Below are 17,039 nucleotides of genomic sequence, written 5' to 3' on the forward strand. Positions count from 1 at the left end.
GGTATTTTATTACTCACGCTATTTATCATTTTTTTTCATATCAGACATCGACATTGACCAACGCAGCCCTTGTTGCCAGCGCCATAGTGTTGGTGTTAACAACCAAAAGAAAGGCCCTCCTTTCGCAGGCGTATTCATCATATATCGCACTTCACCTCTGTCACTTAAGTCACATAACAGTTTGAATCCTGGCCCAAAGGTATAGGGTTTACTTTTTACCGGGCTATCACTCCCGATTTGGGATTGGGTCAAAAAATCAGTATGTTGACGGGTCGCGTGAACCGTCTCGCGATTTCCACCCTGATAGGGGTAACGACCGGTGAGTAATTTTCTTAACCATGCCGGGTGTTTAATAGTGTGTTGAAACTCCACTTCAGGAACGGTGGCATGTTGAGTAGCTGCCAACGCGCTGTTATAGGCGTCCTGAACCAATTGGCTGGCAGCGTTTTTTTCATGTCCCCAGTCGGTTAAATGATGATGCAAAATAGTCAGCATATTCCATCGACAACCCGGCCAGAAATCCGAATACAACGCCCGTGAGCCGCGTTTAAGTACTTTACGTAATAGCTTATCCGCCAGATGCTGCATCCAGCGTTCAAATAGCTGTGCCTGCTCAATCTTTCGTGTATCACCATTCCAGTCGGATAGCGGCGTAGAAACCGATAGATAGGGAAGGAGTATGGCTAAAGCAGTGCGGGCAAACACATCAACTTTGTCGTCCTGGATGGCTTGCAGCGTATTGAGGTCATGCTGATGAGTTTGTTCAATCAGTTCACTGACCCGTAATGCACGACTTGGTGGATGCCAGCGGTTTGATAAGGCACATTTACCGCTAAATAGCGCTTCACTGTACTGATTGGCATAGACCGCATAGCCTTCCGGCGGATTATATTGAAACGGCAAATCTTCATAGGGAACATATCCCTGCCACTGATGGTCCGGGTTGGTAAGATTAAGGATCAAACTGCCAATTTCAGTTTTCCGTTTAGGGATAAATCCCATGGTTTGCAAACCAATATCGCCATGAATATCTGCATATCCCACCATCATGGGTGAATTATGCACATGGGCCAGACTGGCACGAAATGTTTGCCAATTGTGGCACTTCGCCAGAGAATAAAAGCTAATATCACCGTCAGGATGATCAAGAGAAGGCCAGCGTAAAAACAGACCATAATCACCTTTTTCAGAGAGCAATCGTCCCTGAGAAAATCCGTAAGCGGTAAACTCATGGGTTTTACCTGACTTACACTGAATGGTTTGCTTTTCCCGCTTAAGTGGCACCCAGCCCTCGGTGGTTTCAACCTTTTCTTCCGCCAGATTAATTTTGCCCCAGAACAGATCCTGATTATCCGCCATGATACCTACCATACCCCAGGCAGCATGGTGATTACGACCGACGATAATGCCCGGCACACCAGGAAAGTGAGAGCCTATGACATATAACCCTTCATCGCTTTCCAGTTTGCACATCAGGTTATAACCGGGATTTACATGACCCATATGTGGATCCGCGGCTAATATGGGTTTGCCTGAAACCGTACGTTGCCCACTAATAGCAATAACATTCGATCCGGTATCCGGTGAGGCAAGCCCCAGATGCTGCATACCCAGCAGGCCATCTCTTAGTGCTTCTTCGACTTCAGCAAGGCGTTCTCCTGCCTCATTCAGAGGTAATGGCGGTATTGGGTTTCCTTCCTGACCCACCGTAGTGAGCAACTGCTTATGCTGTTGGGGCGTTAAGCGACCCGATAAGCGGGTATGGAACAGCTCATATTGCCAGGCTGAATTAATAAAATACTTTAACTGAGCCAGTAAATAGGCATCTCTGACCTGAAAAGAAGCCGGACGATAGCGTAACAACAGGCACTCAACCGGCAATAACTTCATATCCACCAGTGCCTGATTAATACCCGCCACATAGGCCTGAATATGCTGATACTGCTGGCCTTGCCAGGATGATGGTTCTGCACCCGCATCGATTGATTCTGCCTGCTGTGCCAGTGAAGCCAACCCCAGACGACGTTGGAAAATATCGGTTCTTAGCGCACCATTACCCATAATTTCTGACAGCGTTCCTGTGGCTACCCGACGGGAAAGGTCCAGTTGCCACAGGCGCAAACGGGCTGCGCCATAACCCTGACCAAAAAACACTGCTTTATCGCTACTTCCCTGAACCGTCAATTGCTGAGGATTTTCCAACATTACCCTGACGTCTCCCCAGGGGCTGTTTAATTGGGTGGTCTTCATTATTTATCCCTTATTTTGCCGACCTGTTTTCCGCCGCAACTTCATCAGCCAGTGTCTGTATAAATGCAGTTAATTCCTGAACGGGATCCCCTTCAGACCAGTTAAGTTGCCGTTTAGCTTTATCAGAGCAATACATATAAGTGCTGCCATCCATAATGCGCAAGGCTTCCTGTGAAAGCGGCATTTGAGGCCCCAGAGAAGAAACTTTGTCCATTAGCCAAGCCAGGGCATTTAAAGAGGATGCTGATTTAAAAGGTGGGATTTTGCGTTTACCCATTTCCGCCATTAGCGTAAACAACATCGGCATTGAAAAATCCTTTCCGGTAAACAGAAAATTTTGCCGCTGAATATCCGGATTAAGTAACTGAATCAATCCATCACAAAGATGATCCACATGACAAAGTTGGAAACGGCTGGTGGTAGCGATTTGAAACGGAATCTTATCGCGAAAAAAAGCACGAATGGTTTGGCTTAATACGCTGTTATCGCCCGAGCCAAATACTCCGCCAGGAATAGCAATATTGACCGGTAAGCCTTGCTGCTGTTTTTGCTGCAAAAAGTAATGGGCAATCTGTTTGGTTTCTTCGTAATAGCAGCGAAAAACGCCATTATGCTGGTGAATCTCATCCGGGTAGCTTCCCTGAGTCTCCCCTAATGCTGCTGTCGTACTCATGTAAATCATTTGCGGAATGGCAGCCTGCTGTGCTGCATCAAACAGATCCTGCGTTGCTGTGACATTGGTTTGATACATTGTCCGGCGCGCAGAGGAAGAAGCGGGTAAACCAACCCGATAATCCGCAGCCATATGAATCAATGCCTGATGACCTTTTAACGCGCTCTGATAACTTTCCGGCTGAGTTAAATCACCAGTAACCAGAGTAGTTTCAGGCGGTAAATCTGGTCGACCGACTATTTTTTTCAATGACGGGGATCGAACTAAAACGGTCAGCGCATAGCCCTGCTGATACAATTTTGGCAACAGGTGAGAACCAATAAACCCAGTTCCACCAGTAATAAAAACCCGTGGCCTGTTCATCATGAATAATCGTCCTTGTCGATAAAAGAGACCAATGATTGCAGAATAAAAAATCCGTCATGGGGTGCCAGCAACGAGCGGTCATGCATGCGCCCTATTGGACAATAGCGGGTAAAACTACTCTGCTGAAAGTCTGAAATATCTCCCCAGTATCCTAATGTTTGCAGGCGACCCGGCCAGCGTGATTCCGCATTAGACAGGCTGACATCAACAGGAGATAAAATAAGCTGAAAGCCTTTAGGTAACCATAATTCAGGAGAGAATTGACGACTCAAGGTAACTCCCCAGCCGCTGGATTTACTGTAATCAATTTTGCCCCAATCCGGAGTTAGTTTCTGATACATCGCCAGTTCACGCACTTTGGCTAACTGAGCGATTCGCTCATCTTCTGCCAGACGGGGCAGCTCGTCTAAAGCATGGTGTAATTGCTGGTATAACTGCTCTGCAGCCTGTTCACTATCCAGCAAAATAAAGCGAGGTGAGCTACACACTTGCTGTAGAAACAAACAAACATCCGTCAGAATTTTTTCTACCGGCGGTAACTGATGGCCCAATATAGCCATCCCACTGATTTTTGGGCCAAGTTCAATTAAACGAATATGTGCAGGCGTTATCTTTCGGTAATGCTGGATTAACGCTTCGCCACCTGCCAGTAAAATCGTATCAATTCCCTGTAATAACTGCTCATCACTTTGCTGATGGCTTGGCCAGTCGCTGATTTGGCATTCATCATCCGATAAGTCCAAAGCCTGACGTAAAGACTCCAGCCAACCTCGTGAGTGCCGGGCTTTGATCCTCATACGGCTACCAATCAGATAAGCCGCTAAAAAACCCTCCAGCGTACCCAAAGGGTCTTTTTCAGAAATCACCAGCAGCAACCGATCTGGTGGACGCCAGTTTCTTCCCGCCAGCTCGCGCTCAATTTTCTGTTCCAGCAAATCGGTTGAACACCACAGATGAAGTCGGGACAGGCAAAATTGCTGGGTAGCCGGATCGGAAGAAAATTGCATCTCCGACCGTATACAGCTGGCAATCCACGCTCTTACTTTTATCAACCTTTCAGGCGATTGCTGTTTCATAACGCTTCAGCAGCACAGGTCCCTTCCGGGGTTGTGGCTCTTCCTAAATAACGCAGATAAGGTCGCGGTTGACCACATGAACAATGCTCACCCCATAAACCTAAATCCTGAGTTAATAAACGTTGAGCGGGCAATGAAGCAAAGAACGGATTTTCAAGCTGAATAAGCCCCTGCTGACCTGCAGCTGCAGAATTGCCATTCGCATCAATAATGGTGAAAGAAGAGTAAGCCGGAATATGGAAGTGCCCTTCCTGACAGCTGATATAGTGCAACGGATGTTCCGTCATACCGTAAATATCCCGAATATCTACCAATGGCGCCTGTAAGCACTGATTCAAACCGGCAACAATTTGCTGGCGATCCAGTTGTTGAGTCATTCCCTTCCAGCCACCACCGGTTAACCCTCTTACTGGCGCTTGTAACGTAAATGAATCCGGACGACTTAAGCACAGATGTTCAAAAAACACCGTCAGGCCAAAAATATAGATAGGTTCCGGCTCACCGGCCCAGCGTTGTAAAGTATCCCAGGCTAATTGGCTATCAAAATGACCATCAGCCTGAACGGCAAATACACACTCCTTTACCGGTGCACAGGCGGTAAACTTCATAAAGGCCGTGGCATACCCGGCATGATCCCCAGAGTGAGGATCCGGAGAAAGCAGGAGAAAACGGGAAGGGGTTAATGACACCAGACCATTGGCAATGAACATTTGCGTCATTGCCCGTTGAATGCGGCCCATGCTGGCAGCATCAAAGAATACCTGCGTTTTTCCGTGAGTTCCGGTACCTGAGCTGGAGAGCCATTGCCCTGGTTCATCCATTGGTGTAGCCAGATTAAGGGTTTTAAACAATCCAACAGGGATAACCGGTGATGATTGCTCTTCGCAGAGTTGCGCATAGGTGGGATTATGTAAGCAGTGCCAACTGTCTATTTGCTGCATTGCCGCAGTAAATATCTGCTCTTGCGCTGGCGAACTTAACGCATAAGGTGTTGGTAAATCAGCCAATGCATCTACAGCAGTCAGTGACTCAGCTTTTTCCATATAATCAGACATCTCTGTTTCCCTAATTGATGAGTAAAATATTGGCTGAACAATGCTTTTACTACGCTATCCCTTTATTATTTTTTAAATATAATCAATTAATTATGAGTTTAAAAAATAATGAAAATCCACTCTTTATCTATTATTCAGAACAATAACCTTTGGGAAAGTTCCCTGATGAATTGGTACAACACAAATATTTGATGCCTGTTTTTCACAAAAATCTGCTTAAATACTGAATATCATTGATCGGGAATCAATAATCACCATGAAAACCACTCTGGAAGAACTTCTGGCATTTGTTACCGTCGTTGACAGTAATTCTATTACTCATGCGGCCAGCAAACTGAATCAAACGGTTTCAGGTATTAGTCGGGCACTGGGAAGACTGGAAGAAAAGCTGGAAACTTCACTGTTAAACCGTACCACCCGGCGACTGGCATTAACGGAAGAGGGACAGGCTTTCTTAGTGCACGCCAGAAAAATCCTGGCGGCAGTCGATGAAGCGGAAGATCAGATAGCGATACGCCGCCAGCAACCTTCTGGCCTGCTTCGGGTCAATGCAGCCTCGCCTTTTATGATACATACCATCGTACCAATTATCGGTGAGTTTCGTCGCCTTTATCCGCAAATTGAACTGGAACTCAATACCAACGATCACTTTATCGACTTACTGGAACACAAGACCGATATCGCTATTCGCATTGGTGAATTACGTGATTCAACCCTGCATGCCCGCCATTTAGGCTCCAGCCAGAGGCGCGCTCTGGCAAGTCCTGAGTATCTAAAAAACCATCCGACAATCACCTGTACAGACGATTTAACATCCCACCAGCTGCTGGGTTTTACCCAAATAGATAAGCTAAATGAATGGCCCTTCAGCGATGATAATGGACATCTGTTACATATAACGCCAAACCTGACCGCCTCCAGTGGGGAAACATTAAGACAGTTGGCTTTAGCCGGAGAAGGCATTGTTTGCCTGTCTGATTTTATGACCCATAAAGACAGAATGCAGGGAGATTTAATAGAGATACTGCCGCAGCAAACGGTCAAGGTCATGCAACCCATTAACGCGGTCTATTATCGTAATACCCAACTGTCTGCCAGAATCACCTGTTTTTTAGATTTCTTAAGTCATCGAATAAAAATAATGCTTTAAATAAAAGTTTTAATATAAATACCCACCTTAATAATTAAACCAAAATAACGCCATATCCTGACGTTATTTTCAGACAACTGACAAAGTTTGATGGGTTTATGTCTGACAGCCAATCAGAGGGAGAGGCCGCCGTTGGGGTCGACTTGGCGTCAGCCAACGACAAACAGGCAAAGCCTGTTTGAACAGCGCTCGCGCTGGCCCACAGGGTGAAACACCGCAAGGTGTTTTATAACCGCCCCTAGGTGGACTAGGCCCGGTGCGCTCCGAACTGAAGTACAGACGGTCTTCCAGCCAAGCACAACGGTGATATGAATAACATCGTTTTTACGACCGGAATATTCATTGATGCCAATTTATCTGGTTTGTCAGTCCCCTAAAAACAACACCATAAACTGACGTTATTTTTTTATACGAAATTAATCACAATTTAATAACATTTCATGGCATTCCTTTAAGACTCTACTACGATTAATTTAACATCCATAACCCCTACCGGTAGTTATCGTGTTGTTTTGTAAAAAATATTAATACCTCAGTCTTATTAGTAATATTATTACTAATTGGCTGTCGCGTGTTAACAATTCAAACTTAAAATAGTTATGCATGGAGATTTTCATGAAAAAAACGCTATTAGCCACGATTGTGTTTGGTACCTGTATGGCCGTCTCTGCAGCTACGCTGGCAGCCACCAAGATTGGGGTTACGATTTACAAATACGATGACAACTTTATGTCCGTTGTCCGTAAAGCGATTGAAAAAGAGTCTGCCGGCAATAAAGATGTCACTTTGCTGATGAATGACTCACAGAATGACCAATCCAAACAGAACGACCAGATTGATGTTCTGATCGCAAAAGGGGTTAAAGCCCTGGCAATTAACCTGGTTGACCCGGCGGCCGCTCAGGTAGTGATTGATAAAGCGCGTGGCGACTCCATTCCGGTGGTGTTTTTCAATAAAGAGCCTTCAAAAGCCGCACTGGACAGCTACGACAAGGCTTACTTTGTTGGTACCGACTCTAAAGAATCTGGTGTTATTCAGGGCCAACTGATTGCCAAACACTGGAAAGCGCATCCTGAGTGGGATCTGAATAAAGATGGCGTTATTCAGTTTGTACTGCTTAAAGGTGAACCGGGACATCCGGATGCTGAAGCGCGTACTACTTATGTAGTTAAAACATTAAATGATGATGAAAAGCTGAAAACTCAGCAGCTACAGCTGGATACCGCAATGTGGGACACCGCACAGGCTAAAGATAAAATGGACGCCTGGTTATCCGGTCCTAATGCCGACAAGATTGAAGTGGTTATCGCTAATAACGATGCCATGGCCATGGGCGCAATCGAAGCATTAAAAGCGCACAACAAAGGCAAAATTCCGGTATTTGGCGTTGATGCCTTACCAGAAGCACTGGCTCTGGTACGTCAGGGCACCATGGCAGGTACCGTGTTAAACGATGCCAGCAACCAGGCAAAAGCCACTTTTGAATTATCTAAAAACCTGGCTGAAGGCAAACCAGCAGCCCAGGGTACCAAGTGGGAAATCAAAGACAAAGTTGTCCGCGTTCCTTACGTAGCAGTAGATAAAGACAATCTGGATAAATTTAAATAATCCTTTTTATTGATAGCAATAGAAGGGGCGGCTTGCTGCCGCCCCTTTTTAATCAGGACCTGTTGTATGAGCGAAGAACTAACCCCGCCAACTGATGACCTATTATTGGAAATGATCAATATCAGTAAGTCATTTCCCGGCGTAAAAGCGTTAGATAACGTTAATCTAAAAGTTCGCTCTCATTCCGTTCATGCATTAGTGGGCGAAAACGGGGCCGGAAAATCAACGTTATTAAAATGTCTGTTTGGTATTTATAAAAAAGACAGCGGGAAAATTATCTTTCAGGGAAAAGAAGTCAACTTTAGTAATTCTAAAGAAGCATTGGAACAAGGGGTTTCAATGGTGCATCAGGAGCTTAATTTAGTGCTCCAGCGTACCGTTATGGACAACATGTGGCTTGGTCGATATCCGGTGAAAGGCCTGTTTGTCGACCATAAAAAAATGTATCAAGACACTAAGGCTATATTCGATGAACTGGATATTAATATTGACCCACTGGTAAAAGTCGCCACCTTATCTGTTTCCCAAATGCAGATGATAGAAATTGCCAGAGCGTTTTCTTACAATGCTAAAATCGTCATTATGGATGAGCCCACGTCTTCTTTACCGAAAAAGAAGTTAGCCATCTGTTTAGTATTATTCGTAAATTAAAAGATCGCGGCTGCGGTATTGTTTATATCTCTCACAAAATGGAAGAAATATTCCAGCTATGCGATGAAATAACCGTACTCCGTGACGGTCAATGGGTTACGACTCGCCCTCTTGAAGGGTTAGCAATGAATGACATTATCTCAATGATGGTAGGTCGTTCATTAACTCAACGCTTTCCGGAAAAAACCAATGATATTGGTGATGTAATTCTTGAAGTTAAAAATCTGACTTCAAAAAAACAGCCTTCGGTTCAGGACGTCTCTTTTTCTCTGCGTAAAGGAGAAATATTAGGCATTGCCGGTTTAGTGGGTGCAAAACGTACTGACATTGTGGAAATACTGTTTGGTATTCGCGAAAGAAGCGCCGGTAAAATTATTCTGAATGGAAAAGAGATAAAGAATAACAACGCTAATGAAGCGATTAGTCATGGTTTTGCTTTAGTAACGGAAGAACGCCGATCGACCGGTATTTATGCTCATCTGGATATTGGATTTAACTCTTTAATTTCCAATATGAAAACCTACAAAAACTCAGTTGGTTTATTAAATAATAACCGAATGAAAAGTGATACTCAGTGGGTTATCGATTCAATGAGAGTAAAAACCCCTGGCCATAAAACAGCGATTGGTTCTCTCTCTGGTGGTAACCAGCAAAAAGTTATTATTGGTCGCTGGCTACTAACCCGACCTGAAATTTTATTATTGGATGAACCTACCCGGGGAATTGACGTAGGTGCCAAATTTGAAATTTATCAATTAATTATTGAGCTGGCAAAAAAAGAGAAGGGAATCATTATTATTTCTTCTGAGATGCCCGAACTATTAGGTATTACTGACCGTATTCTGGTTATGAGCAATGGCCGTCTGGCGGGTATTGTTAATACTAAAGAAACATCTCAGAGTGAAATTCTGCAACTGGCTTCCAAATATCTATAAGTTATAGGATCGGCATATTATGAGTACCAAAAATAAAGGCTCTGTTGTGAATTTCATGAAAGAGAACGGTATTTATATCGTTCTCTTCGTACTGCTTGGCATTATTATTATTCAGGATACCTCGTTCCTTAGTTTGCTTAACCTGAGTAATATTCTGACCCAATCTTCGGTGCGAATTATTATTGCTCTTGGAGTAGCCGGACTAATTGTAACTCAGGGTACCGATCTGTCAGCAGGGCGCCAGGTGGGTTTAGCTGCCGTCATTGCTGCCACTTTGCTGCAATCCATGAGTAACGTAAATAAAGTATTCCCGGGTTTAGGTGAAATTCCTATTCCGGTGGTGATCCTGATCGTTTGTGCTATTGGTGCAATCATAGGACTAATCAATGGATTAATTATTGCCTATCTTAACGTGACGCCATTTATTACCACCTTAGGCACCATGATTATCGTTTATGGTATTAACTCCCTTTATTATGACTTTGTTGGCGCTTCTCCTATCGCCGGTTTCGACCCGCGCTTTTCTACCTTTGCTCAGGGATTCATTCGGTTTGGCGATTTTAAGCTGTCATATATTACCTTCTACGCCGCAATCGCTATTGGATTCGTCTGGATTTTATGGAACAAAACTCGCTTCGGTAAAAACATATTTGCCATCGGTGGTAACCCGGAAGCAGCAAAAGTCTCTGGTGTTAACGTAACCCTGAATCTGATTATGGTGTATGCCCTGTCCGGTGTGTTCTATGCTTTTGGCGGTATGCTGGAAGCCGGGCGTATTGGTAGCGCCACCAATAACCTGGGCTTTATGTATGAGCTGGATGCTATTGCTGCCTGTGTGGTTGGTGGTGTGTCATTTAGCGGCGGTGTTGGTACCGTTGCTGGGGTAGTAACCGGGGTGCTGATTTTTACCGTTATCAACTATGGCCTGACGTATATCGGAGTGAACCCTTACTGGCAGTATATTATTAAGGGCAGCATTATTATCTTTGCGGTGGCGTTGGATTCGTTGAAGTATGCGAAGAAGAAATAAGTTGTAATGGGGTAAATTGGTTTCTGAGGATATTCCGGCCGTAAGAACTTAAGAGCATATATTACCCTTGAGTACGGCCGGGTAGTAGATAAACAGGCCAGGTGGGTCGGCTCCCCGGGCTACGGGCAGTTATGAAACACCTTCCGGTGTTTCACCCTGACGGGCCAGCGCTAGCGCTGTTCAAACAGGCTTTGCCTGTTTGTCGTTGGCTTACGCCAAGTCAACCCCCCACGCCCGTGTATCCTAATAACCTTTAGTGCTGTCTGATATAAAAACTACAGAGACATTAGTATCAATCAGTATATTTAACCCAAAGTAACTCACTATCTGAAATCATCTGGCTAAACAGCGCTTTCATTTTTTCTTTTTCACTATCCGCTACATGGTATAACAACAATAAATCTTCACACAGATGATTTAACTGAACCTCTGTTAATGGCTCTTTCCTGATAAACCCTAAATAGGAAGCACCAATACCTATAAGTTCTAAGCCATATTGTTGTTGAAAGCGTTTTGCCAATATAAAGTTTTCTGCCGGTGATAAATCACAACTAAAATAGCCATTAGGAAACGCATATAAGGTTTCATAGCTATGATTCACTGGTACAACTAATGCAGATACCGGACTATCAAAAATAGAAAAGGGATCTGTTTGATATTCAATCCATTCTTCTAAATTCTCATCGGTTAATGTTAATCCTTTTTCACAAACCTGTTCAAAGGCAACGTCTTTTATTAAACGTTGAAAATTATGCTGACAAATAAACATCTCAGATGGCGTATTTAAATACCCAAGATACTCACCTTCATCAAAACATTCAGCTGGTAGCCCGGATAAATCCAAACCATCGCTATCGGCTAAATCATAGGTCATTCTGGTATGGCCTGAGGTATAGCAAGCCTGAGATACATCATCCAGCGTTAATAAGATTCGTTGATTGCTATATTCCTGACTTTTTTGATGATAAAAATCGATCAAACAATCCAGGCTTTCAATCTCATCGATTCGATACTCATTACAGAGGCCTCCTGAAGGATTATGCGTCTCATCATGGCCTAAAAATTTAATATTCATCCACTAGGTTCCTTTGTACTTATCAGCCTGCTTTCACCAGATACTGCTTTCCACTCACCTCAATCATCGGCACTCTGTGGTTAGTTTCAAAAAAATCGTACGCCGGCTTTAGCGTTTGCCAGAAATCAATATATTCCGAATCCTGATACTGAGTCATTTTATTTTGCGTCATAGCAAACGGAAAAATATGGATAGGAACCACCTTCTGCCCACCGGCAAAAGCCTGTTCAACCAGTCCATATATCTCGGTGATTATGGGGTCAGTCATGGCATAGCAGCCGGCTGAGGCACAACCACCGTGTACCATAAGAAAATCACCGGTATAGCCATTAGCACGATCGAAAGCATTTGGGTAACCAATATTAAAAGAAAGATGGTAATTGCTATTAGGGTTGAGTAACCCTTTAGTGGTTGAGTAGAAACCTTCCGGGCTTTTATAGTCTCCCTGCTTCTTTTTAGGTCCTAATCCGCCGGAATAGGTACAGATGACATAGCTTTTATACAGCTCATAAGGTTTATTGTCTGAACTAAACCACAGCTCAAATTTATCTTCTGCTTTAAGAATTCGGATATACAAACGGTCGCCAAACTTAATCTGCTTTTCTGGTTCAGGTGGACGGGGATGAATAGTCCCATCGTCCGGACCAGGCCCTTCAGGAGGGCGGCTGGTAAGATTCTGATAAATCAGCAGACTGACAATCACAATCAGCACCAGAATAATAATGAAAAGCACATTTCTCATTTAATAACGTCCATATTATCTCTGTAACTTTCTATCCATAGTAAAAAAGCCAATCTGTTTACAGATTGGCTTTTTATAACGCACATAGCAATCAAAATACTGGGTGCTGATTACATCATTTTCTTGGTCAATTCGATGACGCGCAGTTTTGCAATGGCTTTACTCAGCTCTGCAGATGCCTGTGCATAATCGATGTCACCATGCGAATTACGGATGTGTTCTTCCGCTTTACGCTTGGATTCCATTGCCCGAGCTTCATCAAGATCCTGTCCGCGGATAGCCGTATCAGATAAAACGGTAACGATGGTCGGTTGAACCTCGAGGATACCACCGGAAAGGTAGATAAACTCTTCATCACCGTTTAGCTTAACGATACGAATCAGGCCCGGCTTGATGGCAGTGAGCAGCGGCGTATGCTGAGGATAAATCCCCAGTTCACCTTCGCTACCCGTCACCTGGATTCTTTGTACTTCGCCAGAAAACATATTATTTTCCGCACTCACTACGTCCAGATGGAAAGTTGATACAGCCATGTAGCCCTCCTATTGCAGCTTACAGTTTCTTGGCTTTTTCCACAGCTTCGTCAATGGAGCCAACCATGTAGAACGCCTGCTCAGGCAGATGATCGTATTCACCGTTCATAATACCGTTGAAGCCACGGATAGTGTCTTTCAGCGATACGTACTTACCAGAAGAACCGGTAAATACTTCTGCAACGAAGAATGGCTGAGACAGGAAGCGCTGAATCTTACGAGCACGAGATACCACCAGCTTGTCACTTTCTGACAGCTCGTCCATACCCAGAATCGCAATGATGTCTTTCAGTTCCTGATAACGTTGCAGAATTGACTGAACGCCACGGGCACAATCATAGTGCTCCTGACCAACCACTAATGGATCCAGCTGGCGGCTGGTTGAATCAAGTGGGTCAACCGCAGGGTAAATACCCAGAGAAGCGATTTGACGACTTAATACTACCGTTGCATCCAGGTGGGCGAAGGTGGTTGCCGGTGATGGGTCAGTCAAGTCATCCGCAGGTACGTATACTGCCTGTACCGAGGTGATTGAACCGGTTTTAGTCGATGTAATACGTTCTTGCAGTACACCCATCTCTTCTGCCAGCGTTGGCTGATAACCTACCGCTGATGGCATACGACCTAACAGTGCGGATACTTCCGTACCGGCCAGGGTATAACGATAGATGTTATCGATAAATAACAGAACGTCACGGCCTTCATCACGGAATTTTTCCGCCATGGTTAAGCCGGTTAATGCAACGCGCAGACGGTTTCCTGGTGGCTCGTTCATTTGGCCATAAACCAGAGATACCTTATCCAGTACGTTTGATTCGGTCATTTCATGATAGAAGTCGTTACCTTCACGAGTACGTTCACCTACACCCGCAAATACAGAGTAACCAGAGTGCTCAGTCGCAATGTTACGAATCAACTCCATCATGTTTACGGTTTTACCTACACCCGCACCACCGAACAGACCAACTTTACCACCTTTAGCAAACGGACAAATCAGGTCGATAACCTTGATACCCGTTTCCAACAGTTCAGTTGCACCTGACAGATCTTCATAACTTGGTGCTTCACGGTGAATAGCCCAACGGACTTCTTCGCCAATGTCGCCTTTCATATCGATAGGCTCACCAAGTACGTTCATGATACGACCCAGCGTCGCAACACCAACAGGTACTTCGATAGGGTGTTCTAAATCTAATACTTTCAGACCGCGGCTTAAGCCATCAGATGTACCCATTGCGATACAACGGACTACACCACCACCGAGCTGTTGTTGAACTTCCAGCACCAGCTTGGCATCGATCTGAACTTCAAGCGCGTCGTACACCTTTGGTACGGCGTCTTGAGGGAATTCGACGTCCACTACGGCGCCGATAACCTGGATAATCTTTCCAGTAGCCATCTTGAATCCTCTACGTAATTCCTAAACCAAGCCCTAGACCGCCGAAGCTCCCGAGACAATCTCGGTAAGTTCCTGAGTGATGCTGGCCTGACGCGCTTTGTTATAAACCAACTGAAGCTCTTTAATCAGCTCGCCACCGTTATCGGTTGCGGCTTTCATCGCTACCATTCGCGCGGCCTGCTCGCTTGCCAGGTTCTCAACTACACTTTGATAAACCTGCGATTCGACGTAACGACGCAGCAAGGTATCCAGCAGCGACTTCGGATCGGGCTCGTATAGATAATCCCAGGACTTATTTTTGATTTCTTCGTCATCTGACGGCGGCAGCGGTAACAGCTGTCTGATTTCTGGCGATTGCGACATGGTGTTAACAAACTTGTTGTTAGCAACATACAGTCTGTCTAAACGACCTTCATCATAGGCCTGCAGCATAACTTTTACCGGACCTATCAGTTCAGATACCGATGGGCTATCTCCCATACCGGTAACCTGAGCCACAATATTGCCACCCACCGATGAAAAGAAAGAGGCACCTTTAGAGCCGATTAACGCTAAATCAACGCTAACGCCTTTATCATTCCACTCTTTCATTTCGGCCAGTAATCTTTTGAATAAGTTAATATTCAATCCACCACACAGACCACGGTCAGTAGACACAACCAGATAACCAACGCGCTTAACGTCACGTTCATCCAGATAAGGGTGCTTATACTCAAGATTACCTAACGCAAGGTGACCAATCACTTTGCGCATCATCTCAGCATAAGGACGGCTTGCCGCCATGCGTTCTTGCGATTTACGCATTTTAGACGCGGCAACCATCTCCATCGCTTTGGTGATCTTTTGCGTATTTTGTACGCTGCCGATCTTACTACGTATTTCTTTTGCGCCGGCCATTTAAGCTTCTCCTCACTACCTTACGGCCCCTGAAGGCCGTTTGGTATTACCAAGACTGGGTTGCCTTGAAGGTATCGAGAATGGCTTTAAAGCCTGCCTCGATCTCATCATTGTAACCACCGGTTTGGTTGATTTTCTGTAAAAGCTCAGCGTGGTCACGCTCGGCATAGGCTAATAAAGCCGCTTCAAAGCTACCAACCTTCTCTAACGTAACATCTTCCAGATAACCACGTTCAGCTGCGAAAAGCACCAGAGACTGGTTAGCAACTGACATAGGGTCATACTGTTTCTGTTTCAGTAATTCGGTAACTTTCTGACCATGGCTCAACTGTTTACGTGTTGCATCGTCCAAATCAGAAGCGAACTGGGAGAATGCTGCCAGCTCACGATACTGTGCCAGAGCGGTACGGATACCACCGGACAGTTTCTTCATGATTTTAGTCTGTGCTGCACCACCAACCCGCGATACGGAAATACCTGGGTTAACCGCCGGGCGAATACCCGCGTTAAACAGGTTAGATTCCAGGAAGATCTGGCCATCGGTAATGGAGATTACGTTAGTCGGAACGAACGCAGAAACGTCACCCGCCTGAGTTTCGATGATCGGTAACGCGGTCAATGAACCGGTTTTACCTTTCACTTCGCCTTTGGTAAAGGCTTCAACGTAGTCTTCGTTAACGCGAGCAGCACGCTCCAGTAAACGAGAGTGGAGATAGAATACGTCACCAGGGAATGCTTCACGACCTGGTGGACGACGCAGCAGTAGAGAGATCTGACGATATGCAACAGCCTGCTTAGACAAGTCATCATAAATAATCAGAGCATCTTCACCGCGATCGCGGAAATATTCACCCATTGCACATCCGGCGTATGGAGCCAGATATTGCAGTGCGGCAGATTCAGATGCTGAAGCAACCACAACGATAGTGTTGGCTAATGCATTATGTTCTTCTAACTTACGCACTACGTTGGCGATAGTTGAAGCTTTCTGGCCGATAGCCACATAAATACATTTAATACCAGAATCACGCTGGTTGATGATGGCATCGATCGCCAGAGCAGTTTTACCGGTCTGACGGTCACCGATAATCAGCTCACGCTGACCACGGCCGATTGGAATCATGGAGTCAACAGACTTATAACCGGTCTGAACCGGCTGGTCTACCGATTGACGCTCGATAACGCCCGGAGCGATAGCTTCAACAGCAGAGAAACCATCATGCTCAACCGGACCTTTACCGTCGATTGGTGCACCCAGGGTGTTAACAACACGACCAAGCAGACCACGACCGACCGGAACCTCAAGAATACGGCCAGTACACTTAACTTTCATGCCTTCTGCAAGGTCAGTGTATGGACCCATAACTACCGCACCAACGGAGTCACGTTCAAGGTTAAGTGCAATCGCATAGCGGCTACCTGGCAGCGCGATCATCTCGCCCTGCATTACATCGGCTAAACCGTGAATACGGATAATTCCGTCACTGACGGAAACAATAGTACCTTCGTTGTGAGCTTCACTCACAACATTGAACTGAGCAATGCGTTGCTTGATCAGTTCGCTGATTTCTGTGGAATTCAGTTGCATGCTCCAGTCCC

Annotated in this window: 13 protein-coding genes and 1 pseudogene; 4 read left to right on the plus strand and 10 right to left on the minus strand. The window is 45.2% G+C overall.

Annotated elements, in window-relative coordinates; translation table 11 throughout:
* Nucleotides 1-18 precede the first annotated feature (18 nt).
* The 4 genes from EKN56_RS20330 to EKN56_RS20345 all read right to left on the minus strand — a co-directional run bounded on the left by EKN56_RS20330 (nucleotide 19) and on the right by EKN56_RS20345 (nucleotide 5,420).
* Entirely contained in the window at nucleotides 19-2,250 is a 2,232-nt protein-coding gene (locus EKN56_RS20330) for a penicillin acylase family protein (protein ID WP_130593459.1), read from the minus strand.
* A gap of 10 nt (nucleotides 2,251-2,260) precedes the next feature.
* Nucleotides 2,261-3,289, minus strand: a complete 1,029-nt coding sequence (locus EKN56_RS20335; RefSeq protein WP_130593460.1) for an NAD-dependent epimerase/dehydratase family protein — start codon at nucleotides 3,287-3,289, stop codon at nucleotides 2,261-2,263.
* Complete coding sequence (locus EKN56_RS20340) at nucleotides 3,286-4,296, minus strand: acyl-CoA reductase (RefSeq protein ID WP_168189692.1); 1,011 nt, start codon at nucleotides 4,294-4,296, stop codon at nucleotides 3,286-3,288. The genes EKN56_RS20335 and EKN56_RS20340 overlap by 4 nt, the downstream gene beginning before the upstream one ends.
* Nucleotides 4,297-4,361: 65 nt before the next feature.
* Complete coding sequence (locus EKN56_RS20345; RefSeq protein ID WP_246019908.1) at nucleotides 4,362-5,420, minus strand: LuxE/PaaK family acyltransferase; 1,059 nt, start codon at nucleotides 5,418-5,420, stop codon at nucleotides 4,362-4,364.
* Nucleotides 5,421-5,676: 256 nt separating this feature from the next.
* On the opposite strand from EKN56_RS20345, the gene EKN56_RS20350 reads away from it, so the two are divergent.
* The 4 genes and pseudogenes from EKN56_RS20350 to mglC all read left to right on the plus strand — a co-directional run bounded on the left by EKN56_RS20350 (nucleotide 5,677) and on the right by mglC (nucleotide 10,794).
* Nucleotides 5,677-6,570, plus strand: coding sequence for a LysR family transcriptional regulator (locus tag EKN56_RS20350; RefSeq protein ID WP_130593462.1), 894 nt, complete (start codon nucleotides 5,677-5,679; stop codon nucleotides 6,568-6,570).
* A 615-nt stretch (nucleotides 6,571-7,185) separates the two neighbouring features.
* Nucleotides 7,186-8,178 (plus strand): galactose/glucose ABC transporter substrate-binding protein MglB, encoded by a 993-nt coding sequence (gene mglB, locus EKN56_RS20355; protein WP_168189693.1) that lies wholly within the window; start codon nucleotides 7,186-7,188, stop codon nucleotides 8,176-8,178.
* Nucleotides 8,179-8,244: 66 nt separating this feature from the next.
* Nucleotides 8,245-9,764: pseudogene (mglA, locus tag EKN56_RS20360) on the plus strand (galactose/methyl galactoside ABC transporter ATP-binding protein MglA).
* Nucleotides 9,765-9,783: 19 nt separating this feature from the next.
* The gene (mglC, locus tag EKN56_RS20365) at nucleotides 9,784-10,794 is read left to right on the plus strand and encodes a galactose/methyl galactoside ABC transporter permease MglC (protein WP_130593464.1); all 1,011 of its coding nucleotides are present in this window, start codon (nucleotides 9,784-9,786) and stop codon (nucleotides 10,792-10,794) included.
* Nucleotides 10,795-11,086: 292 nt separating this feature from the next.
* Here mglC and EKN56_RS20370 read toward each other — a convergent pair whose 3' ends face one another.
* The 6 genes from EKN56_RS20370 to atpA all read right to left on the minus strand — a co-directional run bounded on the left by EKN56_RS20370 (nucleotide 11,087) and on the right by atpA (nucleotide 17,028).
* Nucleotides 11,087-11,869: a hypothetical protein gene (locus EKN56_RS20370; RefSeq protein WP_130593465.1), complete on the minus strand. Its 783-nt coding sequence runs from the start codon at nucleotides 11,867-11,869 to the stop codon at nucleotides 11,087-11,089.
* A gap of 22 nt (nucleotides 11,870-11,891) precedes the next feature.
* Entirely contained in the window at nucleotides 11,892-12,611 is a 720-nt protein-coding gene (locus tag EKN56_RS20375; protein ID WP_130593466.1) for a L,D-transpeptidase family protein, read from the minus strand.
* Nucleotides 12,612-12,721: 110 nt separating this feature from the next.
* Nucleotides 12,722-13,144, minus strand: coding sequence for a F0F1 ATP synthase subunit epsilon (locus EKN56_RS20380; RefSeq protein WP_130593467.1), 423 nt, complete (start codon nucleotides 13,142-13,144; stop codon nucleotides 12,722-12,724).
* 19 nt (nucleotides 13,145-13,163) lie between these two features.
* Entirely contained in the window at nucleotides 13,164-14,543 is a 1,380-nt protein-coding gene (gene atpD / locus EKN56_RS20385) for a F0F1 ATP synthase subunit beta (protein WP_130593468.1), read from the minus strand.
* A 33-nt stretch (nucleotides 14,544-14,576) separates the two neighbouring features.
* The gene (gene atpG, locus EKN56_RS20390; RefSeq protein WP_130593469.1) at nucleotides 14,577-15,440 is read right to left on the minus strand and encodes a F0F1 ATP synthase subunit gamma; all 864 of its coding nucleotides are present in this window, start codon (nucleotides 15,438-15,440) and stop codon (nucleotides 14,577-14,579) included.
* Between the two features lie 46 nt (nucleotides 15,441-15,486).
* On the minus strand, nucleotides 15,487-17,028 hold the full coding sequence (atpA, locus tag EKN56_RS20395) for a F0F1 ATP synthase subunit alpha (RefSeq protein ID WP_130593470.1): 1,542 nt from the start codon (nucleotides 17,026-17,028) through the stop codon (nucleotides 15,487-15,489).
* Nucleotides 17,029-17,039: the final 11 nt, after the last annotated feature.

The sequence above is a fragment of the Limnobaculum zhutongyuii genome (genome assembly GCF_004295645.1).
GTDB lineage: Bacteria > Pseudomonadota > Gammaproteobacteria > Enterobacterales > Enterobacteriaceae > Limnobaculum > Limnobaculum zhutongyuii.